The organism is Lysinibacillus sp. COL-1, from assembly GCF_059814265.1.
The window spans coordinates 489,977-515,640 of the sequence record NZ_JCAWSJ010000003.1; the positions used below are offsets into that span (position 1 = coordinate 489,977).

The 25,664-nt window shown below is 38.0% G+C and carries 25 protein-coding genes and 1 riboswitch; of the genes, 16 read left to right on the top strand and 9 right to left on the bottom strand.

The window, feature by feature from the left end; all coding sequences use genetic code 11:
- Positions 1–179: 179 nt before the first annotated feature.
- The 8 genes from AC6BKE_RS06730 to AC6BKE_RS06765 all read left to right on the top strand — a co-directional run bounded on the left by AC6BKE_RS06730 (position 180) and on the right by AC6BKE_RS06765 (position 11,074).
- A complete protein-coding gene (locus AC6BKE_RS06730) occupies positions 180–1,169 on the top strand; it encodes a C39 family peptidase (RefSeq protein WP_499856244.1) in 990 nt (329 codons plus the stop codon).
- A gap of 59 nt (positions 1,170–1,228) precedes the next feature.
- Complete coding sequence (locus tag AC6BKE_RS06735; RefSeq protein WP_058843706.1) at positions 1,229–2,461, top strand: carboxylate--amine ligase; 1,233 nt, start codon at positions 1,229–1,231, stop codon at positions 2,459–2,461.
- The gene (gene cuyB, locus AC6BKE_RS06740; protein WP_499856247.1) at positions 2,458–3,159 is read left to right on the top strand and encodes a cysteate racemase; all 702 of its coding nucleotides are present in this window, start codon (positions 2,458–2,460) and stop codon (positions 3,157–3,159) included. The genes AC6BKE_RS06735 and cuyB overlap by 4 nt, the downstream gene beginning before the upstream one ends.
- Before the next feature lie 224 nt (positions 3,160–3,383).
- A complete protein-coding gene (locus AC6BKE_RS06745) occupies positions 3,384–4,532 on the top strand; it encodes a DEAD/DEAH box helicase (RefSeq protein ID WP_036123358.1) in 1,149 nt (382 codons plus the stop codon).
- Between the two features lies 1 nt (position 4,533).
- Entirely contained in the window at positions 4,534–5,763 is a 1,230-nt protein-coding gene (locus AC6BKE_RS06750) for an aminopeptidase (RefSeq protein ID WP_330493928.1), read from the top strand.
- Between the two features lie 31 nt (positions 5,764–5,794).
- Positions 5,795–6,697, top strand: coding sequence for an SGNH/GDSL hydrolase family protein (locus AC6BKE_RS06755; RefSeq protein WP_036123352.1), 903 nt, complete (start codon positions 5,795–5,797; stop codon positions 6,695–6,697).
- 142 nt (positions 6,698–6,839) lie between these two features.
- Positions 6,840–7,997 (top strand): exonuclease SbcCD subunit D, encoded by a 1,158-nt coding sequence (locus AC6BKE_RS06760; protein WP_499856249.1) that lies wholly within the window; start codon positions 6,840–6,842, stop codon positions 7,995–7,997.
- Positions 7,994–11,074 (top strand): AAA family ATPase, encoded by a 3,081-nt coding sequence (locus tag AC6BKE_RS06765; protein ID WP_499856251.1) that lies wholly within the window; start codon positions 7,994–7,996, stop codon positions 11,072–11,074. Before AC6BKE_RS06760 ends, AC6BKE_RS06765 begins: the two co-directional genes overlap by 4 nt.
- Before the next feature lie 41 nt (positions 11,075–11,115).
- Here AC6BKE_RS06765 and yxzF read toward each other — a convergent pair whose 3' ends face one another.
- Positions 11,116–11,238: a small protein YxzF gene (gene yxzF, locus AC6BKE_RS06770; protein WP_255358792.1), complete on the bottom strand. Its 123-nt coding sequence runs from the start codon at positions 11,236–11,238 to the stop codon at positions 11,116–11,118.
- Positions 11,239–11,293: 55 nt separating this feature from the next.
- Complete coding sequence (locus AC6BKE_RS06775; protein ID WP_036123342.1) at positions 11,294–11,617, bottom strand: magnetosome magnetite crystal formation protein family; 324 nt, start codon at positions 11,615–11,617, stop codon at positions 11,294–11,296.
- A 127-nt stretch (positions 11,618–11,744) separates the two neighbouring features.
- A riboswitch (TPP riboswitch) is annotated at positions 11,745–11,852 on the top strand.
- Positions 11,853–11,988: 136 nt separating this feature from the next.
- Here AC6BKE_RS06775 and thiT point away from each other — a divergent pair.
- Together thiT and map are read left to right on the top strand one after the other, a co-directional pair.
- On the top strand, positions 11,989–12,549 hold the full coding sequence (thiT, locus tag AC6BKE_RS06780; protein ID WP_058843704.1) for an energy-coupled thiamine transporter ThiT: 561 nt from the start codon (positions 11,989–11,991) through the stop codon (positions 12,547–12,549).
- A gap of 161 nt (positions 12,550–12,710) precedes the next feature.
- Positions 12,711–13,466, top strand: coding sequence for a type I methionyl aminopeptidase (gene map / locus AC6BKE_RS06785; RefSeq protein WP_499856253.1), 756 nt, complete (start codon positions 12,711–12,713; stop codon positions 13,464–13,466).
- A 33-nt stretch (positions 13,467–13,499) separates the two neighbouring features.
- Here the strand turns inward: map and AC6BKE_RS06790 are convergent, their stop codons facing one another.
- On the bottom strand, positions 13,500–14,213 hold the full coding sequence (locus tag AC6BKE_RS06790; protein ID WP_499856255.1) for a TspO-related membrane protein: 714 nt from the start codon (positions 14,211–14,213) through the stop codon (positions 13,500–13,502).
- Positions 14,214–14,411: 198 nt separating this feature from the next.
- On the opposite strand from AC6BKE_RS06790, the gene AC6BKE_RS06795 reads away from it, so the two are divergent.
- On the top strand, positions 14,412–15,236 hold the full coding sequence (locus AC6BKE_RS06795) for a polyphosphate kinase 2 family protein (RefSeq protein ID WP_036123330.1): 825 nt from the start codon (positions 14,412–14,414) through the stop codon (positions 15,234–15,236).
- Between the two features lie 166 nt (positions 15,237–15,402).
- On the top strand, positions 15,403–15,990 hold the full coding sequence (locus tag AC6BKE_RS06800) for a GNAT family N-acetyltransferase (protein ID WP_051891670.1): 588 nt from the start codon (positions 15,403–15,405) through the stop codon (positions 15,988–15,990).
- Between the two features lie 53 nt (positions 15,991–16,043).
- On the opposite strand, the gene AC6BKE_RS06805 is transcribed toward AC6BKE_RS06800, so the two are convergent.
- From AC6BKE_RS06805 to AC6BKE_RS06815, 3 genes are all read right to left on the bottom strand, one after another.
- Positions 16,044–16,604 (bottom strand): beta-class carbonic anhydrase, encoded by a 561-nt coding sequence (locus AC6BKE_RS06805; protein WP_036123327.1) that lies wholly within the window; start codon positions 16,602–16,604, stop codon positions 16,044–16,046.
- Between the two features lie 179 nt (positions 16,605–16,783).
- On the bottom strand, positions 16,784–16,918 hold the full coding sequence (locus AC6BKE_RS06810) for a hypothetical protein (RefSeq protein ID WP_255358791.1): 135 nt from the start codon (positions 16,916–16,918) through the stop codon (positions 16,784–16,786).
- Between the two features lie 140 nt (positions 16,919–17,058).
- Entirely contained in the window at positions 17,059–18,300 is a 1,242-nt protein-coding gene (locus AC6BKE_RS06815) for an aminopeptidase (protein ID WP_499856256.1), read from the bottom strand.
- A 191-nt stretch (positions 18,301–18,491) separates the two neighbouring features.
- On the opposite strand from AC6BKE_RS06815, the gene motA reads away from it, so the two are divergent.
- Together motA and motB are read left to right on the top strand one after the other, a co-directional pair.
- Entirely contained in the window at positions 18,492–19,295 is an 804-nt protein-coding gene (gene motA / locus AC6BKE_RS06820; protein WP_036123322.1) for a flagellar motor stator protein MotA, read from the top strand.
- A complete protein-coding gene (gene motB, locus AC6BKE_RS06825) occupies positions 19,279–20,043 on the top strand; it encodes a flagellar motor protein MotB (RefSeq protein ID WP_036123321.1) in 765 nt (254 codons plus the stop codon). Before motA ends, motB begins: the two co-directional genes overlap by 17 nt.
- A 54-nt stretch (positions 20,044–20,097) precedes the next feature.
- Here motB and AC6BKE_RS06830 read toward each other — a convergent pair whose 3' ends face one another.
- On the bottom strand, positions 20,098–20,319 hold the full coding sequence (locus AC6BKE_RS06830) for a DUF1128 domain-containing protein (RefSeq protein WP_036123318.1): 222 nt from the start codon (positions 20,317–20,319) through the stop codon (positions 20,098–20,100).
- 178 nt (positions 20,320–20,497) lie between these two features.
- On the opposite strand from AC6BKE_RS06830, the gene AC6BKE_RS06835 reads away from it, so the two are divergent.
- A complete protein-coding gene (locus AC6BKE_RS06835) occupies positions 20,498–20,824 on the top strand; it encodes a YtxH domain-containing protein (protein ID WP_499856258.1) in 327 nt (108 codons plus the stop codon).
- A 22-nt stretch (positions 20,825–20,846) separates the two neighbouring features.
- Entirely contained in the window at positions 20,847–21,764 is a 918-nt protein-coding gene (locus AC6BKE_RS06840; protein ID WP_036123312.1) for a YihY/virulence factor BrkB family protein, read from the top strand.
- 62 nt (positions 21,765–21,826) lie between these two features.
- On the opposite strand, the gene AC6BKE_RS06845 is transcribed toward AC6BKE_RS06840, so the two are convergent.
- Positions 21,827–23,731 (bottom strand): heavy metal translocating P-type ATPase, encoded by a 1,905-nt coding sequence (locus tag AC6BKE_RS06845; RefSeq protein WP_089934593.1) that lies wholly within the window; start codon positions 23,729–23,731, stop codon positions 21,827–21,829.
- Between the two features lie 285 nt (positions 23,732–24,016).
- Positions 24,017–25,555, bottom strand: a complete 1,539-nt coding sequence (locus tag AC6BKE_RS06850; RefSeq protein ID WP_036123075.1) for a fumarate hydratase — start codon at positions 25,553–25,555, stop codon at positions 24,017–24,019.
- Positions 25,556–25,664 lie beyond the last annotated feature (109 nt).

A 25,664-nucleotide genomic window follows, 5' to 3' on the forward strand; every position in this document is an offset into this window, starting at 1 on the left:
AGCTTACTCGCAAGTTTCTGTGTACCTGCCGCTTCGCTTTCCATACAAAAAATTATGTCCTGAAATAAGATAAAATAGGAACGATTATAAAAGTATCGTATAATAGAGTCTACGACAAATTGAATAAATAGAATGGCGAAGGGATTACTCTTCCAATTAGAATAGGAGCGGAATTTGTCTTGTGGACGGGGTATAAACGCCTTTTACTTATAGGCATTTTGATTATTATGTTACTTTCGAGCTGTCAGCCATTTTCACAGCAAGAAGCAGAACAAAAAAATCCATTAACTGTTTTAACGGTAGAATTTAATAGCGGGGCACCTATCCCCAATCTCTATGTCACAGTAACAGATGTACAAACAGGTGATGTAGTAGAGGAAGCGATTGGTTCAGAAGAGGGAGAAGCCGTATTCGCGAAGCTCAAGGCAGGGCGAGAATATACCATTGCAGCAACAACACTGGAAAATAGTACAACAAACGATGGATATACAACAATCGAGAATTTTACGTATGATACAACGAAGCCATACTATCGATTGCAAACACACTTCTCTAGAGACGAGCAGGAATTAGATGTACCTGTTGTCATGCAAAAGCCAGAGCTTCCACATGGCTGTGAAATAACATCACTCACAGCTGTCTTAAATTATTTTGGAATGAATGTTTCAAAGCTTGAAATGGCTGATAACTATTTACCAAAGCAAAATATACGTACTGTAAACAACCAACGTTTTGGGCCAAATCCACAGGAGGCTTTTGCAGGGAATCCGCGTGATAAAGCTCATGGTATGTATGTTTTTGCTGAACCTATTGTTAAGGCGGCAGAGGCAGTCATTGCAGATAAACAAGCTGATTTACGCGTGTCAAATATGAGTAATGCCTCACAGGACGAGATTTTACAGCTTGTTCGCGAGGGAGTTCCTGTTGTAACATGGGTGACGCTTGATTTATCGTCACCTAAACGAAATGCAAATAGAGGCTGGATTTTTGAAGGTGAGACAATATCACATGAAGCCTATATGAACTTACATGCAGTTGTCTTGACAGGGCATTTAGGGGATAAAGTAGTAGTAATGGATCCATTAAAAGGTTATGTTACATACAATGTCGATCAATTTTTCAAAAGTTATCGGGAATTAGATCAGCAAGCCGTAGCTATTCATAAATAAATTAGCCATAAATCTTTAGTATGTTACACTAATAAAAAAGCAGAAGTGAGTTGAGTAGAATGGCCATTGAGCACGCTTTTTTACCGGTTTTACTTGGGGATGAGATGAATGCTTATGGCATGGCCAGAGCATTTTACGAAGCCTATGGTGTGAAGCCACTTGCATTAAACCATACGAATATGGAAAAAATTCATCAAAGTGATTTACTGACTTTTCGTGAGGTACCGAGACTTCATATAGACGAAAGATTTGTTACGGCACTTCAGGCTATTGCGCAGGAATTCGTTGATAAAAAATTACTGCTACTAGCCTGTGATGAATTTTATGTCAAAAAAATAATAGAACATAAAGCGGAATTAGCAGAGGATTTCATTATTCCTTATGTAGATGCCACACTTGCTCAGCAGTTATTAACTCGTGAAAAGATGTATGAGCTTTGTGCACAATATGGTTTTCAATTTCCTGCCATGCATGTCTGCACGGTGAATGATTACGAGGACTACGACATGCCATTTGAGTATCCAATTGTCATAAAGCCCATGAATATGACAAAATATGCTACATGTATTTTTCCTGGTAAGAAAAAAGTATATATTGCGTATGATAAGGATGAAAAGGACAGTATATTCCATGCTATTTATAAGGAATCGGCCTATCGAGATGATCTTATGATTCAACAATATATTCCAGGGGAAGATGCGAATATGCTTGTTGTTAATGCCTATATAGGGCAGGATGGCAAGGCAAAACTTCTTGCGGTGGGTAATCCCATTTTAGAAGAGCATTCTCCAGAAGGGATTGGTCGTTATGTAGCCATCATGACAACCTATCATCAGGAATTAATGGACAATGTAAAGACGTTCCTTGAAGCCATACAATTCCAAGGCTATGCTACATTTGATATGAAATATGATGATCGTGATGGTCAATATAAATTGTTGAGTATTGAATTACATAATGAACTTTCCAATTATTATGTGACAGCTAGTGGCTATAACTTCATGCAGTATGTGGCGGATGATTATGTTCGAGGTAGTAAACAGTCGCTAACATACGTGCAAAACAAGCATCTTTGGACCATTGTACCAAATGGTGTACTTTTCAAATACGTACAAAATGAACAGTTAGTCATTGAAGCGAAAAGTTTGATTCGCCAAGGGATGGCTACAGATTCTATTTTTAGTTATAAGGATATGAATGCGAAACGTTGGTTGAACGTTACGCTTGATAATTTAAGCTTTTATCGCAAATATAAGAAATATTTTAATAACAAAGGTCTGTCAAATATATGAAAAAACAAACTTTAGGTATTATCGGTGGCGTAGGGCCACTTGCAACAATGTTTATTGGAGAAATGATTGTAAGACGTACGAAGGCACAAAAGGATCAGGAGCATTTGCATACGATCATTGATAATGATACAAATATTCCTGACCGTACGGCTTTTATTTTAGATAATAAAAAGGATAATCCAGTTCCAGTCATCATTGAGGATGCTAAAAAGTTAGCTTCTGTAGGGGCAAATATGATTGCAATCCCATGCAATACAGCCCATACGTTCTATCATGAAATTGATGAGGGCTCTCCCATTCCTGTATTGAATATGATTCGTGAAACGGCGAAGCGTGCTGCTGATTTAGGAGCAGAGCGTGTTGGAATTTTGGCAACAACAGGAACATTAACATCACGTATGTACCAGGAAGCCTTAGAGGAATATGGCATTACACCAGTTGTTCCAGATAATGAGATGAGAGCCTATGTGATGACCATCATTTATGATTATGTCAAGGCTGGCAAGGATGTTACGTTGGAGGATTGGCAACCAATAGAAGAGGCGATGCTAGCATTAAATTGTGACCGCGTTGTCTTAGGCTGTACAGAGCTATCTATTGTTAATAGGGATTTGAAATTAAATGAAATTTATATTGATTCATTAATCGTTTTAGCTGAATGTGCCATTTTGGCTTGTGGCTATGAGCTAGTCGATTAGTCGTTAAATAAATTGAAAAGGATCTGCTTGCTTTTCACGGGTAAGCTACAAGTCTTTAAAGAGTTGTGGTCAAGCTTACTTTTTTCCGTGTTGGGTTAGGCAGATTTTTTATGGAAGGAATCAATGGTTTCCTGAAACGATTGGACAATAGCTTCGTACATATAAAGTAGGAAACGGCGGAGTGTGTTAAACTAGTGTCAAGTAGATAGAAGGTGGGAAATAACATGTCAGTCATTAATTTATTAAAAGAAGAAATACAAGCAAAATGGAATTTTGAAACACCCATGAAAATTCAAGATGAAATGATACCAGCTATGCTTGAAGGCAAAGATATTGTAGCGGAATCGCCAACAGGATCAGGTAAAACATTAGCGTATGTTTTACCATTATTGAATAAAGTGAATGGGGCAAAAAAGCAAACACAAGGACTGATTGTAGCTCCTTCACAAGAGCTTGCGATGCAGATTGTAGAAGTTATCCGTGAATGGACGGCAGGCACAGATATTACAGTTCAACAACTGATTGGTGGTGCCAATTCTGCTCGTCAAATTGAAAAGCTAAAGAAAAAACCAACGATTGTCGTTGGCACACCTGGTCGTTTAAATGAATTAGCACGGGCAGGGAAATTAAAACTAAAAGAAATTGAAACGGTTATTTTAGATGAGTGCGATCAATTACTGAGTCGTGAATACCGTGTTGTCGTCAAATCCTTTATCGAAGGCTCGGCTTTTGGCCGACAAGTCGTTGTTGTTTCGGCTACGATAACGGAGGAAATTGAATTAGTAGCAAGTCGTATGATGTTTGAACCTTTACGTTTTAAAATTAAACCTGAGGATATGTTAAAGGTCGGTAAAGTAGTACATTCTTTTGTGAAAGTAGAAGAACGTGATAAAACAGATTTCCTACGTCGACTCTCACATACAGAAGGCTTAAGAGCACTAGCTTTTGTCAATAATATCGATCAATTATTAATGAAGGAAACAAAACTGCAGTACCGCTCAGCACCAATTGTCACTCTTCATTCCGACATGAAAAAAGAAGAACGAAAAAAAGCGTTAGATGCATTCCGTAAAGGAGATGCCCGTATTTTAATTGCCACAGATATTGCGGCTCGTGGTTTAGATATTGCTGGTTTAACACATGTTATTCATGTTGATGTACCACGAACAATTGAGCAGTATTTACATCGTTCAGGTCGTACAGGTCGTGCGGGCGCAGATGGTGAAGTATTAACGTTATTATCGTATCATGATGAAAAAACGTATAAAAAGTGGACAAGGGAAGTACCAGGCAAGCCTGTGCAAAAAATATGGCATGATGGCAAGCTGATGGAAGGTAATTCTAAAACAATTGGACAAAAGCGAGGGAATTAATATGACGTTTGAAGAAAAATTACAGGCATATGCAGAGCTTGCGGTAAAAGTGGGTGTCAACATCCAACCAGGTCAGTACCTATTAGTCAATACATCGGTAGATGCTTTGGATTTTGTTCGTTTAGTTGTTAAAGAGGCTTATAAGGCTGGCGCAGGACGTGTACATGTGAATTTTTCAGATGACGAAATGGATCGTGCCTATTTTGAATATGCTTCTGACGAGGAGTTTAGTCGCTTCCCTGAATGGGTCGTAAAAATGCGTGATGAGCTTATTGAACGTAAAGGGGCTCTATTATGGATTGATGCAGCAGATCCTGATAATTTGACAGGCATTCCAGCAGACAGATTAGCAACCCACCAAAAAGTATCTGGTGCAGCATTGAAAAATTATCGTAATGCCGTCATGAAGGATTTAATTGCTTGGTCCATTGTTGCGGTCCCTTCACCTAAATGGGCAGCAAAGGTATTCCCCCATTTAACAGAAGAGCAGCAAGTACCTGCCTTATGGGAGGCAATCTTTAAAACAGTGCATATTGGGGAAGGTAATGCAGTGGATAATTGGCGTCAGCATATAGCCAATTTAGAATCGCGTGCACAGCTTCTAAATAATAAAAAGTATGCAAAGCTTCACTATACAGCACCGGGTACAGATTTAACAATTGCTTTAGCACCACAACATAAATGGGTTACGGGTGGCAGTAAAACGCCAGAGGATAATGTCTTTGTTGCCAATATGCCAACTGAAGAAGTGTATACCCTTCCAATGAAGCAAGGTGTAAACGGTTATGTCAGTAATTCAAAGCCATTAGTTTATCAAGGCAATATGATTGATGGCTTTAAATTAACATTTGAAGAGGGCAAAATTATTAAGGCAGAGGCTGAAGTTGGTCATGATTTATTACAAGAACTAATTCAAGTGGATGAAGGCTCAAGCTATTTAGGTGAAGTAGCACTTGTCCCTCACGAATCACCTATTTCAGCGTCAGAGATTTTATATTTCAATACATTATTCGATGAAAATGCTTCAAACCATTTAGCTATTGGTGAAGCATATCCGACTTGCTTAGAAGGTGGTAGAGACTTAGAAAATGGTCAGCTTGAAGCATTAGGAGCTAATATTTCTGTGACACATGAAGATTTTATGATTGGCAGCGGAGAAATGGACATTGATGGTATTTTACCAGATGGTACGGTAGAGCCTATTTTCCGTAAGGGTAGCTGGGCTTTTTAATCTTTAGTCAGAAAGAAAAGGAGGAGAGCAGATGAGACGATTATGGAGCTTAATCGGTGTGACGATATTATCCATGACATATTGGACTTCATCTGCTTTTGCTCAAACGGAAAGCTACGTGGCGATTGGAGATTCATTAGCTGCAGGTCAAACACCTTATCAAGAAATTGATGTAGGGTATAGTGATTTAATTGCCATGAAATTAAGTTCGATTGGACAATTATCGTTTTATACAAAAGAGCTTGCTTTTCCAGGCTTTACAACAGCGAATGTGTTAGACCGAATTCAATCGGAGGAAGCGCAACATTTATTAGCAAACGCCACACTGATTACGGTGTCAGCAGGTGCCAATGATTTATTGCGTCTTGTTCAGGTGAACCCAAGTGCTGGAACTTTAGCTTTTTCACAGTTGCAGACAGATTACGCTTTAAACTTGGCGAGAAAAAATATGACAACGATTTTAGATGAGTTAGTAGAACGTGCACCAAAAGCAAAGGTATATGTCATGGGCTATTATTTTGCCTATCCAACTGTCCATCCGTCACAAAAAGAAGGAACCAATGCACAGCTAGTTAAATTAAATGCGATTTTACAGCAACAGGCAGAGCATGCAGGAGCAGTTTATGTAGATGTCTATGATGCCTTTGGATTGAATGGAACAAGCTATTTACCAAATAGTGCTGACGTCCACCCGAATGCTGAAGGCTATCGTCAAATGGCTAACTCATTTTTACAGGCTTATAGTGGTAGTGATGCTTTACAGATTTCTTCATCAGAATTACCTAAGGCAAATCCTTTGTCATTTGAGGAAATTGTCAAGCAACAATCATCAGCGAAGCCCCAGAAAGAGAAAGTGACACAACAACAGCCTGCTCGTGTTGCTTACGTTATTCAGGGATTCCCAGGTTATCAAGCTTTTATCAAAAACATCTAAATAATCGTTAGCAAAGGCATCTTACCCAATAAGATGCTTTTTTTCTATGAAAGCCAATATTGGATAGAACTACTAAACTGCTAGAGAGCACTAGAGAGGGAATAGTCATGCTAAAATAGAAAGAAGACTAGGAGGTACAACAATGAAAATATTTCATACAGCAGATTGGCACTTAGGAAAACTTGTTCAAGGTGTCTATATGACAGAAGATCAACAGTATATTCTCGAACAATTTATACAAGCGATAGATGAGGAAAAACCAGATGTAATTGTCATAGCAGGTGATCTATATGACCGTTCGATGCCTCCTATAGAGGCAGTCAATTTACTAAATGATGTAGTAGCAAAAATTGTATTAGAGAAGAAGATTCCTGTTTTAGCGGTGGCGGGAAATCATGATAGTGCAGGTCGACTGAATTTCGGTAGTCGTTTAATGAGTGATAGCGGTTTATATATCAAGGGTCAATTTACAAAAAATCATGCACCTATTGTTTTGAATGATGAGCATGGCGAAGTGCATTTCCATCTTGTACCGTATGCAGAGCCGGCTTCTATTCGCAGCATCTTTGAAGAAGAGGCAATCCGCTCTCATCAAGATGCCATGCAAAAAATAATTGAGTATATCACGCCAGAAATGGATTCAAGCAAACGTCATGTTTTTGTTGGACATGCTTTTGTAACGAAGTATGGTGAGGAAGAAGCGAATACAAGTGATTCAGAGCGACCGCTTTCCATAGGAGGCTCAGATTGTGTGAGTGCAGCTTTATTTAAACCCTTTCATTATACAGCACTTGGGCATCTACATAAGGCACATTTTGTCTTAAATGAAACCATTCGCTATGCAGGCTCTCCATTAAAATATTCGTTATCTGAGCATTTACATGAAAAAGGCTTTTTAATCATTGATTTAGATGAGCATGGTAATAGCACAGTAACTAAAAGAAAGCTTGTGCCAAGAAGAGATTTACGAGTAGTAGAAGGTCAATTAGAGGATTTATTAAAGCTCACACCAAGTGATGATTATGTATTTGTCAGATTGACGGATACAACTTCGGTGTCTTCGCCGATGGAACGCATTCGCAGTGTGTTTCCGCACGCTATGCATGTGGAACGTAAGGTATTACGACAAGAGGTGTCGCGTGAGCTACAAGTTGTAGAAACGGAAAAACTAGAGGATATTGATTTATTCCGTTCTTTCTTTACCGATATTATCGGTATTCAGCCAGATGAAGATACGGAACGCCTTTTCACAGAGATGTTACAGGAATTATTAGATGAGGAGCGAGAGACAGTAAAATGAAGCCATTAAAGTTAACGATTACTGCATTTGGTCCCTATAAAGACACTGAAGTAATTGATTTTCAAGAACTAGGGGAACATCGATTGTTTGCTATTTCTGGTAAAACCGGTGCTGGAAAAACAACCATTTTTGATGCCATTTGTTATGCCCTTTACGGATCAGGCAGTGGTGAGGATCGTCAGGATACGGCTTTACTGCGAAGTGGCTTTGCTCATGATGATATTTATACAGCTGTAGAGCTCATGTTTGAAATGCATGGAAGGGTCTATCAAATAATACGACAGCCCGGTCATATTAAAGAAAAAAATAAAACGATTACTGGGAAGAAAATAGAGTTAGCTGAAGTAAAAGAGGGAAAGCTTGATTATAGCATTGTAGAGAAGCAGCAAACGCTTGAAGTCGATAAAAAATTGCAGGAAATAATAGGTCTCACAAAAGATCAATTTAGCCAAATTGTGATGCTACCTCAAGGTGAATTTCGCAAGCTATTAACCTCAGATTCTACAAACAAAGAAGTTATTTTGCGGAAAATCTTTAAAACAGACCGCTTTGGTGTCATGACGAAAAAGCTTGATGCTAAACGAAAAGAGGCAGAGAGTGATCTACAACGTGCCAAACAATTAAAAGAACATTTACTTGGTCAAATTGACGGTGTCTTACCACAACGTTCATCAGCGTTATTCACATTAATTGCTGACAAAACGGAAAATTTACATCAACTAAAGCAGGCACTTGATGAGGAGATTATTTACTATACAAAATGTATTGAGGATGAACAGCTACAATATGAAGAAGCTTATAGCCTTCATCAAAAAGAACAAGAATATTATCGATTAGCTAAAACACTGAATGAGCAATTTGATGAGCAAGCGAATCGACAGCAGCGACTACAAATGCTGTTACAAGAGCAGGACTCATATAGCGCGAAGGAGCAGGAGATTGTTTTAGCAGAACAAGCAGAGCGACTTGTGCTACTTGAACAACAATGCATTGATTTACGTGCTGAACTTAATGTAAAGGAACAAGCTTTTCAGCAAGCACAAGTTAAGCATCAGCAAACAGAAGAGCAACTGCAGCGAGCCCAAGAAAAATATAGGGTAGAAGAGGCGAAAGAGCCTGAGCGTCAACAAATTTTGCAGCAGGAATTGCAATTATTAGCGTCATTGCCTAAATTCGAGGCCTATGAAAACAACGTGCAGCAGCTGCAAATAGCTGAGCAGTATGTTGAAACAGCAAAAATGGCGGTGGCTGATAACCTGACGTTATTGGAAAAAGAACAAGAGCAATTGCAGCAATTTTCTCAAACGATGGAAGGCTATGAAAAACAGGTTGAGCCATATGAAAGCTACTTAGAACAGTTACCGAAACTACGTGAACAGGTAGCTTTAGTCAAACAAGCTGAGAAATATAAAAGTGCCGTAGAGTTAGCACAGCAGGACGTAGCTGCCTCAGACATTCACTATCAAGAAAGTAAAAAGGCCTTTCTATTATTGCAGCAACGGTGGCTGACAAGTCAGGCTAGTATTTTAGCGGAACAGCTAAAGGAAGGGGAGCCCTGCCCTGTTTGTGGCAGTATGACTCACGAGAAAACACATAAAGAGCAACTGGAAGTTATTGAACTTGCTCAAGTGGAAACGTTAAGAGTGAAGGCTTCTTCAGACGAGCGTATGTATCTAGAGAAGGCAGCACTTTTGTCATCTACGCAACAGCTTCTTCAAGATACATATCAGCAGCTAGAAGCACAGCATATTAAACAAGAAGACCAAGCACAGCTCATCGCTACTTTACACAAGACAGAGCAAGAGATTGCGAGCTTAAAAGTTGTCCATCATCAACTAGCAGATATGCGATTAAAGCTAAAGCATCAACGTGATAGAATAGAGCAGCTTAGAAATAAAAAGATGGAATTAGAGCAATATTTAGCTGAGCACATGAAAGAATGGACAAGATTACAAGCGGTTGTAGAAGAACAGCTCAAGCAGATGCCAGCCAATTTACCAACATTACAGCAATTAAAGCAACAACTTACGGATGTTAGTAAACAGAAAATGGATTTGCAAAAAACATGGCAAGAGAGTCAAGAAAATTTGCATGTCGTAAAAGAAGAGACAAGTAATGCAAAACTAACTGTAGAAATCGCCAAACAATCTTTTGAGGAATTACAACTCAAAATGAATGAAAAGCGGCAGCAATTTTCAGCAAGCATGCAGGAAATCGGCTTTGACAGCTATGAGGAATACGCAGCTGCCAAACGGAGTGCGAGCCAATTGGAGGCACTTCGCAAAGTATGCAGTGACTATGCTTTACAGGTACACACCCTGAAAATCCAAATAACTGAAGGGGCTATGTATCTTCAAGGGAAAGAGAAGCAAGATTTAGTGGTGATGGAAGCAAAAGTAGAACAACTTCGTACGGCGTATGAGGAAGCATTTAAACGTTTGCAACAGATGAATGGTTTTGCACAAGCATGCCAAGACTTTATAAAAAAAGTAGAAGAAACAGCGAGAGAGCTTCAGTTACTTGAACAAGAAGCTGGTCGAGTAAAGGAACTCTATGGATTATTAAACGGACAAAATTCGAAAAAGCTGTCCTTTGAGCGATACATTCAAATTAATTACTTAGACCAAATTACCGATGCCGCTAATATTCGTCTTTATCACTTATCAAATGGTCAATTTGAGCTTAGACGTTCTGATAGACTAGAAAAGCATGCGAAGCAAAGTGGGCTTGGGCTTGATGTATATGATGCCTATACGGATCAATTACGTGATGTGAAAACATTATCCGGTGGCGAAAAATTTAATGCTTCCTTAAGTCTTGCTTTAGGAATGGCAGATGTCATTCAAAGCTTCCAAGGGAATATTCATATTGAAACCATGTTTATTGATGAGGGCTTTGGCTCGCTTGATGAGGAATCTTTGAATAAAGCAATTGATACATTAATTGCTTTACAGGATTCTGGTCGTATGATTGGCGTGATTTCTCATGTGCCTGAATTAAAATCAGCGATGCCAGCGGTCTTACATGTAGAAAAAACATTGAATGGACATAGTCAAACCCACTTTGAAGTGAAATAAATAAAAGGCGTATTTCCAAAACAAGGGAATACGCCTGCTGTTTATTTTTTTCGAGGGGTGGCTGTAGGTGTTGTCCCTTTTTTTGCAGCCATTACTTTTTTCACGATAGGAATAACAATAGGTGCTAATTTTACGGCGGTTTTCACAACATTTGATACTTTCATTCAAAAACAGCTCCTTTTACAATTACTACTACCTGTTTCGCTTAAAAATGAAACATTAACGAATAACACGAACAGCTTGAATAATATTCCATATTACAATTCCTAGTGAGACGATGGCATAAATGGCAAACGAAACGAACCAAATAATCAACATCGTATTATTGCCGGACGTTGGATCCAAATTAAATGTAGAAAAAACAAAGACAATAAAGAACAGAATGCCGAAAACAAAAGGAATTAAATGAGAGATAAGTGCACGAATTGAATGTCTTTTTACGTCACTATCTTTCGTAATAATGTACACAATTAATGGGACGATAAAAGGGGCGAAGAAAATACTTAAATAACTAAAGGCAGATAAAATTTTTTGGTTCTCCATAGTTGTACCTCCTTTTTTAATATTTACGCATGAAAAACAGCAAAGTTTCAAAAAAATAATATATGGAAGAGGTTGTAATCCTTCTATCCTTTGCGTACAATGAGAATGTTCAAATAAATTCAGATGTAACGACCACAAGGGGAGCTGATGATGTCAGCTGAGACTGGGCACGTAATGCCTTGACTCTTTGAACCTGTAAGTTAACGCTTGCGTAGGGATGTGGATAGAAACCGACACTAGTACGATGTGAGGCTCTGTCCTGGCATCGTTTTTTCATTCTTGAGGGAATAAAAAGGTGTCAGAAAGAGACATATCAGCGCATTTCTATTCCTGCTCTTGTATCCTACATCGGAACAAAGGAGAGAATATATATGGACAAAAAAAGACTATTAATGCTTGTGGAGATTGCGATATTTGCAGCAATCGCTCTTGTGCTTGATCAGGTTTCCTTTAAAGTATGGGCACAAGGTGGTTCTGTTAGTCTAGTCATGGTACCTATTATGTTAATAGCATTTCGCTGGGGCTTAGTAGCTGGGCTAACAACTGGATTACTCGTAGGTGTAATGCAAACCATGTTTGGTGCTACGATTGTGCACTGGCTACAAGGATTCCTTGATTATGGTGTTGCTTTCACAGTTGTAGGATTAGCGGCGGTTGTGCGTGGACCCGTGTTGGCGGCTGCCAAAAATGCCAACAAAACAAAAATGGCACTTTACATTATATTAGGTACGGTGCTTGCGGGCTTCTTACGATATGCAGCCCACACGATGGCTGGCGCTGTATTTTTTGCAGAATATGCTGGCGATCAAAATGCATGGATCTATTCCATCATCTATAATGGTACATATATGCTACCAGCAACTATTTTAACGGCAATTGTAGGCGTTCTTTTATTCACAGCTGCTCCACAATTAATGCAAAGAAAAGCATAAAACATGCCCCTCACATTTGTGAAGGGGCTTTTTTGTCGCAAATAACTCTTTGCGCACTTCGCAAAGTAAGGAAGCATACAATATTTAAAGCGTTTATCGTTATACGCATAACAAGTTATGTTATATTAAAGTATAGATATTAGATGAAAGGGACGTTATACATGATTGTAAAAACGCAAGAAGAGATTGAAGCTTTTAAAAAAATAGGACGCATTTGTGCTGAAATTCGTGAAGCGATGAAAGCTGCCACAAAACCAGGTGTTACAACATTGGAGCTAGATGAAATTGCTGGCCGTATGTTTGCAGAGGCTGGCGCGATATCTGGTCCAAAGGGAGAATATGATTTCCCAGGGTATACATGTATTAGTGTCAATGAAGAAGTGGCGCATGGTATCCCCGGAAAACGTGTTATTCAAGAAGGGGATATTGTAAATATCGATGTTTCTGGTTCATTAAATGGTTACTTTGCTGACACTGGTATTTCATTTGTGGTTGGTGATGGCTATGAGGACAAAGAAAAGCTATGTCGCGTTGCCAAAAGCGCCTTTGATCGAGCAATGACAAAGGTAAAGGCTGGGTCTAAATTAAATCAAATTGGTAAGGCAGTTGAACGTGAGGCGAATGCTAATGGCTTAACTGTTATTATGAATTTAACTGGTCATGGCTTAGGTCAATCTTTACATGATGAGCCGAATCACATTTTAAATTACTATGATGCATGGGATTCTACAATTATGAAAGAAGGTATGGTGCTTGCGGTTGAGCCGTTTATCTCAGCGAAGGCAGAGCATATTGTAGAAGCTGGTGATGGTTGGACATTCATTACACCTGATAAATCACTTGTAGCTCAAATTGAACATTCAGTCATTGTAACAAAAGATAAACCGATTATCCTAACATCATTAGACGAAGACTAGAATGCAATGAAATGAAAAATCCTGCTTACCAATTTATTTTTGGTAGGCAGGATTTTTTTTAATAAATAAAATACCAACAAAGAGAACACCGCATAAAAAGAAGGCGGCTGTAGTGACAAGTAGCTCATCAAAACCATTATGTAAGGCGATTCCTATATAAGCCCAAATAAAAACACTAGGAAACAAAATATCAAAGTGATGGAAACGGATATGTAGCGCAAGTGCTCCACCTAATGTCAGCAAAATTACTGCCCAAAGAGGCGTACTAAGACCAAAGCCGTTCCAACCATAAGCCGTTAACGTAAAACTGATATTTGTAATAAAAATAAATGTCATCCATGCAAAATAAATGGAGAAAGGAATACGACCTGACATTGCTTTGTCATGAAGAGGGTACGTATTATACAACATAAATAAATACAAGACTAAGAGTAATGTAATGCCAAGTGAAACAATAAATAACTCATGATGCCATACGTATATCATCAATGCTTGCAATATATTTATGCAGCTAAAAAGCGCAGACTGTTTCATAGTTGTCTTTCTGATATTCATAACTAACCAATAACCGAGTAAAAAATAAATAAGAATCCAAATTACATGACTTACACTAACTGGTGCAAATACTACAGAAAAGCGATTAGCGATTTCTAGCATAGATTGACCGTTGATATTCACGAAAAAGGATGAAAAGGTTAGGATGAGTGAGACAAGATAAGAAATTGTCATCAAGATAAACCGAGGCATGTTTTCCTCTCCCTTCGTGTTAGATTTTATAGGGAAAAGACAAATAAGTATAGTGCTGTCACTATTTTTATTATAACGGAAACTTTCAACAATGTATCGTGTTGTTTTGCTCGTAATATCTACAATTTACCATCTCAATAGGCATCCATATATTTCTTTAGTACAATAAGAATATCCAACCAAAAGGAGTGAAGTTTCATGGCACAAAATTTGAAAAACCTAGACCTATCCATTGAACTAGATAAAAAGATGTATAAAAAGAAATTAAAAGTACTCCAATATGAAATGTTAAATGCACAGCAGTTTTTACTAAAAAACAAAATAGGTTTAATCTTAGTATTTGAAGGAATGGATGCTGCTGGTAAAGGTGGCGCGATCAAACGATTGATTGAACGTGTAGATCCGCGCGGTTATGTGGTACACCCTATCTCAGCTCCACAGCCACATGAATTACGCTATAACTATTTACAAAGATTCTGGAGAAAACTACCGCAGCATGGACAAATCGCTATTTTCGACCGCTCATGGTATGGACGTGTACTAGTAGAGCGTATCGAAGGCTTTGCAACAAAGGATGAATGGTCTCGTGCGTATGAAGAAATTAATAATTTCGAGAAAATTTTAACTGCGGGAGATTACATAATTATTAAGTTCTGGCTACATGTTTCAGATGAAGAGCAATTAAAACGCTTTAAAGAACGTGAAGAAAACCCTTATAAATCTTGGAAGCTAACAGACGAGGATTGGCGGAATCGAGAAAAATCACCACAATATATTGAAGCGGCGAATGCAATGTTTGACAAGACAGATAAAAAGGATGCTCCATGGATTTTAGTTGCTGGAGACGATAAAAAACATGCGCGTGTTCAGGTGCTTCAAGAAACAATTGCACATATTGAACGTGAGGCTCAAAAACGTGGTCTTCATCTAACAAATGTATTAGCTAATGGACAGCTAGAGGATGCTGATTCATCCAGTTTAGAAATAATAAATGAGAAAAAGCAAGAACAAAAAACAAAATAATAAAATGGTGCTGCTGTAACAATAAGACATGAGCTGTTTTAGTTGTAGCAGCATCTTTTTTTACATACAATGAAATAAAACTAGGGTTTACAATCATTAGATTGTAGCCAATGTGAACAGAGAATGAGAAATGTACTGATATTTATTGGAAGGCTAGTGTGGAGAAATGGTGCTTAAAATTTGGAATTTATTAAGAAAAAAGGGTGGGAATGTGGTAACGATAAAGGGGGAAAAATGCTACATCCGCACATTCCAAGAAAAAGATGCACGAAGTTTATCGGGTCTCGTAAGCCGCAATAAATACTTTTGGTCTGTATACGAGCCACTACAAAAACCTGAATATTATACAGTTGATGCTCAATATAAAAAAATTCAAGAGAGTCTCTATTTAATGGAGTCAAAACGAGAATTTACTTTTGGTATTTTTGAGCATGGAACAAATAATCTAATAGGGCATATTGCACTTTATGCTGTAAAACGCTTACCGTACTCAAGTGCATTTGTTGGCTATGCGATGGATGAAATCTATGTAGGCAAGGGAATCGTCACAGAGGCTGTAAATATGGTGGTGAGATTCGCATTCGATCAAATTGGTTTACACCGTGTAGAGGCATATGTCTCTACACAAAATAACCCCTCTATGCGCGTATTAGAGAAGGCTGGATTTCAACAAGAGGGTCTGCTAAGGAGGCTACTGTATATTAATGGCCGATGGGTAGATCACTATATGTATGCGCGTTTAGAGGATGAATAGAAAAACAAGTGCCTATCCTTCACGAGAGATGGGCACTTGTTTTTTATTAGCTATTATTTGCTACCGTCTTCAATTAAATCAAGATGACCTGTATTCGGATCAATGATTAAACCATGAACAGGAACGTCTTTCACCATTAATGGGTGATTACGAATCGTATCGACACTTTTCTTAACACTTGTTGCTACGTCACCGAAACCACGTAAAAATTCTTTTAAATCAAAACCAGAATATTCCAACATTTTGATTGTTTCTGGATCAATACCCCTTGTCACCATTTCACTAAGCATAGCATCAGGGTCAACTGCACTCATTCCGCAGTCATAATGTCCAACGACATACACTTCATCAGCTTGTAGGCCATAGACAGCCACTAATAAACTACGCATAACTGCACCGAAAGGATGGCTCACTAATGCGCCAGCACTTTTCACTATTTTTACATCGCCATTCCGCAAATTCATAGCTTTTGGTAAAAGCTCTACAAGACGAGTATCCATACAAGATAAAACAACAATACGTTTATCAGGATATTTTGTAGTGATGAATGGTTCATATTTCTTTTCTTGTACAAACTCTTTATTAAACTCTAAAATATCTTGTAACATTGTCATGAATATTGCTCCCTTCCTTACAAAAATATTTTAGAGCAAAACGTTCAATATGCAAACAATAAAGACTTTTTTCAGATAATTTTTACAATAAAGAAGCAGTTTCCTACGCTTTAATAGATGAAAATAACTTGTAAGTGATAAAAAAACAGCTACCATTGCAGTAGCTGTTTTTTTATACATTAATATTCTTCGTTTGGCTTTGGATCTACAGTTACTGAAGACTTGCTATCTAAACCAACTTGTAGGTAGTGGATGAAGAATCCCGTTGAAATTAATAAAACTGCTGAAAAGCCAAGAACAGTTGTAATGAACATTATTAGAGCTCCTCTCTACTTAAATGATCTACTAAACTTCCCTAAAACAATTATACAATAGGTTACTAGGAAAATCTAAGGATAATTTATGACAACCTTAACATACTTAGCCTAGAATACTATTAGTAGGAATGGATTATTTAGATTGCCCAATTTCCATCGCGGAATATTGGGTCTATTTGATCATCATGAGTAATTCCATCTATATTCATCTTATCCGATCCAATCATAAAGTCTACATGTGTCAAGCTTTGGTTAAGACCATGTGCACTTAATTCCTCAGAAGTCATTTCTTTACCACCCTCAATGCAAAATGCGTAGGCACTGCCAATGGCTAAATGATTCGAGGCATTTTCATCGAATAATGTATTGTAAAATAATAAATTAGATTGTGAAATAGGTGATTGATGTGGAACTAATGCTATTTCACCAAGATAATGAGCACCCCCATCTGTTTCAATAAGGGAAGCTAAAATTTCTTGTCCTTGCTCTGCCTTCACGTCAATGATACGACCATCCTTAAATGTTAAAGTGAAATGATCGATAATATTGCCTCCGTAGCTTAATGGCTTAGTACTGGAAACATACCCATTAACACCTGTTTTTAAAGGGGCTGTAAAAATTTCTTCTGTAGGCATATTGGCCATAAATGCTTGGCCCTGTGTATTAATACTACTGCCACCTGTCCACACATGATGTGTAGGTAACTCAATAGTTAGGTCAGTGCCTGGAGCAGTATAGTGGAGCGACTTATATTGCTTCCCATTTAAATAATCAGCTTTGCTATGTAATTCCTGATCGTGAGCATGCCAAGCTTCTATAGAATGTTCAACGTCAATACGTGTCGCTGCAAAGATGGCTTCCCATAATGCATCCATTTGTTGTTCCTCTTGTAAGTGAGGGAATACTTTTGCTGCCCAGGCTTTAGATGGAGCAGCGATAACTGACCAACTAAATTTATCAGACTGTAGCGATTGATAATAGTTTGCTAATGCTTTACCAGATGCTTTTTGGAAGGCCATGATTCTGTCACGCTCTATACCTTTTAGTAAATCTGGATTTTGTGAGCTAATGCTTAAGAAAGCGGCTCCGTGTTCAACCAACCATTCACGCTCTTGCACTTTCCATGGCGGGAAGAAATCAAATGAGTCTTTTGGTGCTCCCTCATAACGAGCACGTACAAGCTCGTCATCCGATAAATCGACAAATACCTGTTTTGCACCATTTTTATAAGCTATTTTGGTAATTATTTGCGCCAATTTTAGGTTATCAGTCGAACAGCTTATATAAAGATAATGACCTTTTTGGATATTTACTCCTACTTTCACAGCTAATTCGGCATATTTTAGTAATTTTGTGTTAAATGATAATAACAAATTCATATCCCCTTTCGATATAAGACAGTTTAGTGTAATATTCTTAATTCAATATAATCAAAAATGGTCGAAATGTGAATAAAAAGCATTAATTACATCGAAAAATAAGTGAAATACATTTATACTAGGAATATATATATTTAAAATATGGAAAAACAGACGAAAATAACAGTAATAGTAGATTTGGAGGTTCTAGGATGGATAAATCGTCGATTATAGGGTTAATACTTGCCTTAGTAGCACTATTAACGGGGATGGTGATGAAGGGTGTAAGCTTAAGTGCATTTTATAACCCTGCAGCCATTCTAATTATCATTTTTGGTACTATTTCAGCAGTAACAATTGCCTTTCCAATGCAAGAGTTAAAGCGCGTACCGAAGCTATTTAAAATTCTTTTTAAAGAAACGAAATTAGCGAATGATATAGAAATTATTAAAATGTTTTCACAATGGGCTGACTTAGCTCGTCGTGAAGGACTATTAGCACTTGAAAGCAAGGCTTCTGAAATTGAAGATCCATTTTTAAAAAATGGTCTTACATTAGCAATTGATGGTCAAAATGCTGACTACATCCGTGATGTACTAACGGAAGAAGTGGAAGCAATGGAAGAGCGTCATGCTAGTGGGTCTGCTATTTTTACGCAAGCAGGTACATATGCACCAACTTTAGGGGTTCTTGGTGCAGTAGTAGGGTTAATCGCCGCATTGGCTGATATGAACGATATCGAAAAGCTTGGACATGCTATTTCGGCTGCTTTCATGGCTACATTACTCGGTATCTTTACAGGTTATGTTTTATGGCACCCATTTGCGAACAAGTTAAAGCGTAAGTCTGCTTTAGAAGTAAAACAAAAGAGAATGATGATTGAGGGTATCCTTTCAGTATTAGAAGGGGAGGCTCCACGTGTAATTGAACAGAAACTATCATCATACTTAACGATGGAAGAACGTCGTCAAATTTCTGGTGAAAGCGGGGCGGGTGGCCTTGGCAAAGAAAGCTAAGAAAAAAAAGCATGATGAACATATTGATGAATCTTGGTTAGTTCCATACGCAGATATTTTAACTTTGCTCTTAGCTGTGTTTATTATTTTATTTGCCTCAAGTTCAGTTGATCAAGAAAAGTTAGAGAGAATGTCGGCGGTATTTAGTCAAGTATTTGACGGTGGAACAAGCTTTCTAGAGCAGCCTGCACCAGTACCAAGCCCGAATGCAGATAGCGACCAAACGCCACAGCAAAATTCGGCCTATTTAAAGGATCAACAAGAGCTAGCAGCTATTAAAGATAGTGTGGACAACTTTATTGCAGTTAATGAGATGGAAGGTCAATTTGCAACTGAAATGACAGATGAGGGATTGCTTGTAACTATCCGTGATAGTATTTTATTTGATCCTGGTAAAGCAACGATTAAACCAGAATATATTCCAATTGCAAAAGAGCTTGCGGATGTATTAGTGTCTAATCCACCTCGTAATATTGTTATTACAGGTCATACAGATAATGTGCCAGCTGGCCCTAACTTCTCATCAAACTTGGAGTTATCATTAATGCGTGCGTCTAATTTTTACATGGTATTATTAGATAGTAATTCACAATTAAAGTCTGAGAACTTTAGTGCGAAAGGCTATGGTGAAAACCGAGCGATTGCTCCAAACGATACAGCAGAAGGTCGTGCACAGAACCGACGTGTAGAAGTGCTTATTCAGCCATTGGTTACCGAAGATGGTTCAGAAGCAAAAAATACACAATAATAAAAAGCTATTAGCGGCTGACCAATCGTCATATGCTAATAGCTTTTATTTACTTTACTTACGTAAAGACCCCAATTCAGCAACAATCGCTTGCATTTCACTTGGGCTAAATGTTTCTCTTTTCATCACCATCTCATATAAATACACTAAATCTTCATAATTAGCTTCATCGAAATGTTCTGATTTCATTGCATCAACATTCACCATGCGTAGCTTGTCCTTCATTTGATCCACCATATACACTACGTTTTCCTTAGACGGAACTGATAAATCCATTTTTTACCCTACCTTTCATAATCCTCGCACATATCATTTCATTGAATAAAAAAAATGTCAACTCCGTATTTGAGCATTGCTTTAAAAATAGACTGTTATTGGGTAGAATAAGTGCAGGAAGCTGTTTATTTATGAAATAATAGGGAATATGCAAATACACAAGCAGGGGGTTATAAATATGGGTCAGAGTAAATTATTAGCTTCAATCGTAGCAGGAGCAGCAGTTGGTGCTGCATTAAGTATGCTCGATGGTACAACGCGTGAAACAACAATTGCTACAACTAAAAAAATGAAGGAAGCCATCACATATTATGCATCAAATCGTGAAGAACTACAGGTGCTAGTGGAGGAAAAAGTGCTGGCAGCAAAAGTGCTTTGTGAAAGCGTGTCTGATAATGTTAACACGATTGCTGAGAAGGTTGATGAATTTAAAGAATTACCTTCCACAATACAAGGGATGATTGAGGACACGAAATCAGCCTTTACTTTACCTGAAAAAGAGTAAAGGAAGCTTTAGGAGGAATTATATGGAAGGAAAAAAAGCAACAATGCAAAATGCTTTTGGGTTCGTAAAGTCGTTTGTCTCTCCTGAGGAGGAATCGATTGACGTGATGACATCCAAAGGCTTTGTTCAAGATTTAATAAGTCGGCTAAAGCGAGTTGAAATATCTGCGCTTGCTGCACAATTGGCTTATTTCTTTTTACTATCGTTCTTCCCCTTACTTATTTTCTTAGTGACGCTATTACCGTATCTAAATTTAGAAACGACACAGGTCTATTCATTTTTAGTGAATATCTTACCAGATGAAGTGTATAAGCTGATTGAAAATACGCTGAATGAGATTTTAACAAATCGAAATAGTAGTTTATTGTCCATCGGGGTTCTCGGTACAATTTGGTCTGCATCGAAAGGTATTAATGCGCTTATTCGAGCTTTAAATAAAGCCTATGATACAGAGGGGAGAGCTGGCATATTGGATAGAGGGTTGTCACTGGTTTTTACAATCGCTCTTGTAATTGTGATGGCTGTCGCTCTCTTACTACCAGTTTTTGGTCAGCAAATAGGGCATTTCCTATTTTCAATCGTTGGAATTGAGGAGCAATTTGAATCTATTTGGCACAAATTAAGATGGTCAATACCACCTTTACTTATTTTTATCGTTTTAATGGGAATCTACTGGGTCGTTCCAAATACAAGCCCGCGTTTAAAAATAATGGGTGTATGGCCAGGGGCGATGTTTGCGACACTTGCCTGGTTAGCAGTCACATATGGTTTCTCTTTCTATATTAATAATTTTGCAAATTATTCTGCTACATATGGTAGTATCGGTGGTGTCATTATTTTAATGCTCTGGTTATACTTTACGGGGATTATTATCATCTTTGGTGGGGTATTAAATGCTACCATGCAAAAAAGGGCACTACAAAAAGAACTTCATGAGTAAGGAAATAACAATAAAACAAAATGAGCCTCGCTTTTCTTTATGAGAAAGGCGAGGCTTTGTCATTAGATATTTTTATTGAGCATGCGTAAACCGTTTAAAATAACTAGAATTGTACTACCTTCATGTCCGATTACACCTAAAGGTAGGTCGACTACTTGTAAAAAGTTAGAGGCGATTAATAAAACAATAACACCGATAGAGAAGAAGATATTTTGTTTTACAATACGCTGCATTTTACGAGATAAGCGCACAGCATAAGCAATTTTGGATAAATCATTTTTCATTAACACAACATCCGCTGTTTCTAATGCAACGTCTGTTCCTTCACCCATCGCAATGCCAGTAGTTGCCGTAGCTAATGCAGGGGCATCGTTAATACCGTCGCCGACCATTCCAACAAATTGATGTTGTGTAAGTAGGCGTTTCATTTCAGTAACTTTTGTTTCAGGTAGACATTCTGCTACATATTCGGTAACGCCAGCTTCCTTTGCAATGACTTTGGCTGTTTTTTCATTGTCACCTGTGAGCATTACTACTTGAATACCGAGATCTTTTAATAGAGCTACAGCCTTTTTAGCTTCGCTGCGTACAGTATCTTTTAGAGCTGTTAAGGCAACAATACCATGCTGATCCCGAATAAAAATAACTGTTTTCCCTTCTGCGGCAAGTTTTGTAGCTGCACTATTTGCAAAGTCATTGGCAAGCTGAGTACCAACAAACTCAGGTTTCCCTACTTGATACTCCTCATTGTGGATCGTCCCTTTTATACCCCAACCAGGAATATCCTCGATTGTTGCCTGTGGTAATGTGTTAATTCCTTCTGCTTTAGCGTATGTGGTAATGGCTTGAGCTAGTGGGTGATTGGATTGCGATTCAATCCCTGCAAGCTTTGCTAAAGCTAGATTACGATCTACGCCTTCTCGGACAATAAAATCTGTAACAACTGGTTTCCCCTGTGTTAAAGTACCTGTTTTATCGACAGCTAAAGCACGTAAAACACTGAGATGCTCTAAATGTAAGCCGCCTTTAAAAAGCACACCATTTTTTGCACCATTTGAGATGGCTGCTAGTGTTGCAGGCATAATTGATGCTACGAGTGCACAAGGGGATGCAACCACCAATAACACCATTGCTCGGTAAAATGTCGTTGTCCAATCCCAGCCGAGTAAAAAGTGGGGAAGGAACATCATTAAGGCAACACCTAATAACACAAATTTTACATAAGACCCCTCAAATTTTTCGATGAATTGTTGTGAGGGAGATTTTTCACTTTGCGCACTTTGGACAAGTTGTATAATTTTTTGGAAAAGTGTTTCTGAATTTGCTTTGGTCATTTCCATCGTAATAGCACCATTTAAATTTACTGTGCCTGCAAATACTTCGTCACCTTCGATTTTTGAGACAGGCAGCGGCTCTCCACTAATAGCCGATTCATCAATAGAAGACTGTCCTTTGAAAATAATACCATCTGCTGGAATGCGTTCACCTGGTTTAATTAATAAATGATCGCCGATATTTAACGTGGACACGGACACTTTCATAGGTTCAAATCCGCCACGCACTAACCAAGCTTCTTCTGGCTGTAAATTCATAAGTGCTGATATTTCACGATGACTTTTATTCATTGCATATGTTTCAAGTGCACCACTTACTGCGAAAATGAAAATAAGAATAGCTCCCTCTGTCCAATAGCCGATTGCTGCAGAACCAATGGCGGCTAATACCATCAATAGCTCTACATTTAATTTTCGATCTTCAATCGTTTCTTCAATGCCCTCTTTTGCTTTTGCGAATCCACCTACAAAAAATGCAATTAAATATAGTAGAACTGAAGCAGTTGTTTGTCCGCTCGTATCTAAACGCCATGCAAGTAAGATGAAAATGCCCGCCATCAATGCAGCGATCAATTCAGCATGTTCTTTTGTTTTCTCAATTAAATTTATATTTTCTCGATTAGAGTATTCCATCTATATCCCTCCTGATAATGAAAATCAATATCAAAACCTTTATAAATTAATATTTATTAAAGTTTTTAATTGAAAATGGATTTCAATTACCATCTCTTTTATTTAGAATTATTATAACAAAGGAATTTATAAAAATAAAGTAGGAAGTTTGAAGGATATTTACTTTGACCATAGGGTGATGATGATAGGGGATTTTAAATAAAAAAAGCACAGTCTATTCACTAGGAATATTCTGTGCCTTACAAAATGGTGCAATCAAATGGATGACTACTACCGTTTATTTAATTAGAAAACTCTTTCTGCATGCAAAGCAAGTTTATCTAATGATGATTTATCGACATCTGCATGTAGAGAGTTACCATGTGAGTCCATTGTTACAACTGCTGTAAAGTTTTCTACATTTAAGTGCCACATAGCTTCTGGAATACCAAATTCCATTAAATCAACGCCGTCAACACCTTTAATGCAGTCTGCATAGTATTGGGCTGCTCCACCGATTGCATTTAAGTAAACGCCACCATGTTCATTTAGAGCTTTTAATGTTTTTGGTCCCATTCCACCTTTACCAATCACAGCACGGATACCGAATTTTTTCATAATATCACCTTGGTAAGGCTCCTCACGAATAGAAGTAGTTGGTCCAGCTGCTTTTACTGTCCAGTGGCCTTCCTCATCTTTTGCCATTACAGGTCCGCAGTGATAAATAACTTGTCCATTTAAGTCCACTGGTGCATCGTGGCTCATTAAATGGTGGTGGATAGCGTCACGGCCAGTATACATACGACCAGTAATAGAAACGACATCTCCCACTTTTAGTGAGCGAATTTGTTCTTCCGTAATTGGTGCAGTAAGCTCTACTAGATTTGTAGTTGTATCTTCTGTTGTAGCAGCTACTTCATCTTCTTTGAACGTGATTTTTTCACCTTCTTGGTAGTGCCAATTCATAATTTCGCCTGTTTGTGGATCGATGTCCACAGCCATACGACGGTAAGCCCAGCAGTTATAAGCTACTGATACATAGAAGGAAGCAGGGATACGGTGCATCACCCCAATTTTACAGCCTAGTAATGTTGCTTCACCACCGAAGCCCATTGTACCAATACCGAATGTATTAGCTGTTTTGACAACATACTCTTCTAATTTTGCAAGATCTGAATTTGGGTTTGTATCTTCAACATGGCGGAATAATTGTTCTTTTGCTAAATCGTAGCCAGAAGAACGATCTCCACCAATGCCTACACCGATGAAACCAGCTGAACAGCCCTGACCTTGTGCTTGGTACACAGAGTGTAAAATACATTTACGAATACCGTCTAAGTCACGACCTGCACGACCAAGACCTTCTAATTCGCATGGTAAGCTGTACTGAATGTTTTTATTTTCACAGCCGCCGCCTTTTAGAATTAATTTAATTGTAATGTAATCTTTTTCCCATTGTTCGAATTTCATAACTGGTAAACCATCACCAAGGTTATTCCCACTGTTTGCACCAGTTAAAGAATCTACCGCGTTTGGACGTAATTTAGCATCTGCTGTTGTATCATTGATTGCTTTTTTGATTGCAGCTTTAATTTCTAATTGGTTTACGCCAACAGGTGTATAAATTTTGAAAGTTGGTAGCCCTGTATCCTGACAAATTGGTGACACATTATCTTCTGCCATAATAATATTATTTGCAATTGTGTCTAAGCTCATTGCAGCACGTGTACCAGCATTCTCAGCTTCTTTTGCTTTTTTAATAGCACGACGTACATCCTTAGGTAAATTCGTAGATGTTTCAGTAATTAAATCATAAAGACTTTTCTCCAAAGTTTGTAGATTCATTGGTATTGCCCCCCATAGAAAAATTGATTATTTCCACGTTACATTATACTCTTTTCAACTAATGAAAAAAAGAGTCCTTATCTGAGAGCCCTAAATTAAAGCTTGTTTT

What these genes read in the sequence shown, in the direction of transcription:
- AC6BKE_RS06735 (WP_058843706.1), top strand. Translation starts at nt 1,229, where the DNA reads ATGGCCATTGAGCACGCTTTTTTACCGGTTTTACTTGGGGATGAGATG.
- cuyB (WP_499856247.1), top strand. Translation starts at nt 2,458, where the DNA reads ATGAAAAAACAAACTTTAGGTATTATCGGTGGCGTAGGGCCACTTGCA.
- AC6BKE_RS06745 (WP_036123358.1), top strand. Translation starts at nt 3,384, where the DNA reads ATGTCAGTCATTAATTTATTAAAAGAAGAAATACAAGCAAAATGGAAT.
- AC6BKE_RS06750 (WP_330493928.1), top strand. Translation starts at nt 4,534, where the DNA reads ATGACGTTTGAAGAAAAATTACAGGCATATGCAGAGCTTGCGGTAAAA.
- AC6BKE_RS06755 (WP_036123352.1), top strand. Translation starts at nt 5,795, where the DNA reads ATGAGACGATTATGGAGCTTAATCGGTGTGACGATATTATCCATGACA.
- AC6BKE_RS06760 (WP_499856249.1), top strand. Translation starts at nt 6,840, where the DNA reads ATGAAAATATTTCATACAGCAGATTGGCACTTAGGAAAACTTGTTCAA.
- AC6BKE_RS06765 (WP_499856251.1), top strand. Translation starts at nt 7,994, where the DNA reads ATGAAGCCATTAAAGTTAACGATTACTGCATTTGGTCCCTATAAAGAC.
- yxzF (WP_255358792.1), bottom strand. Translation starts at nt 11,238, where the DNA reads ATGAAAGTATCAAATGTTGTGAAAACCGCCGTAAAATTAGCACCTATT.
- AC6BKE_RS06775 (WP_036123342.1), bottom strand. Translation starts at nt 11,617, where the DNA reads ATGGAGAACCAAAAAATTTTATCTGCCTTTAGTTATTTAAGTATTTTC.
- thiT (WP_058843704.1), top strand. Translation starts at nt 11,989, where the DNA reads ATGGACAAAAAAAGACTATTAATGCTTGTGGAGATTGCGATATTTGCA.
- map (WP_499856253.1), top strand. Translation starts at nt 12,711, where the DNA reads ATGATTGTAAAAACGCAAGAAGAGATTGAAGCTTTTAAAAAAATAGGA.
- AC6BKE_RS06790 (WP_499856255.1), bottom strand. Translation starts at nt 14,213, where the DNA reads ATGCCTCGGTTTATCTTGATGACAATTTCTTATCTTGTCTCACTCATC.
- AC6BKE_RS06795 (WP_036123330.1), top strand. Translation starts at nt 14,412, where the DNA reads ATGGCACAAAATTTGAAAAACCTAGACCTATCCATTGAACTAGATAAA.
- AC6BKE_RS06800 (WP_051891670.1), top strand. Translation starts at nt 15,403, where the DNA reads ATGGTGCTTAAAATTTGGAATTTATTAAGAAAAAAGGGTGGGAATGTG.
- AC6BKE_RS06805 (WP_036123327.1), bottom strand. Translation starts at nt 16,604, where the DNA reads ATGACAATGTTACAAGATATTTTAGAGTTTAATAAAGAGTTTGTACAA.
- AC6BKE_RS06810 (WP_255358791.1), bottom strand. Translation starts at nt 16,918, where the DNA reads ATGTTCATTACAACTGTTCTTGGCTTTTCAGCAGTTTTATTAATTTCA.
- AC6BKE_RS06815 (WP_499856256.1), bottom strand. Translation starts at nt 18,300, where the DNA reads ATGAATTTGTTATTATCATTTAACACAAAATTACTAAAATATGCCGAA.
- motA (WP_036123322.1), top strand. Translation starts at nt 18,492, where the DNA reads ATGGATAAATCGTCGATTATAGGGTTAATACTTGCCTTAGTAGCACTA.
- AC6BKE_RS06830 (WP_036123318.1), bottom strand. Translation starts at nt 20,319, where the DNA reads ATGGATTTATCAGTTCCGTCTAAGGAAAACGTAGTGTATATGGTGGAT.
- AC6BKE_RS06835 (WP_499856258.1), top strand. Translation starts at nt 20,498, where the DNA reads ATGGGTCAGAGTAAATTATTAGCTTCAATCGTAGCAGGAGCAGCAGTT.
- AC6BKE_RS06840 (WP_036123312.1), top strand. Translation starts at nt 20,847, where the DNA reads ATGGAAGGAAAAAAAGCAACAATGCAAAATGCTTTTGGGTTCGTAAAG.
- AC6BKE_RS06845 (WP_089934593.1), bottom strand. Translation starts at nt 23,731, where the DNA reads ATGGAATACTCTAATCGAGAAAATATAAATTTAATTGAGAAAACAAAA.
- AC6BKE_RS06850 (WP_036123075.1), bottom strand. Translation starts at nt 25,555, where the DNA reads ATGAATCTACAAACTTTGGAGAAAAGTCTTTATGATTTAATTACTGAA.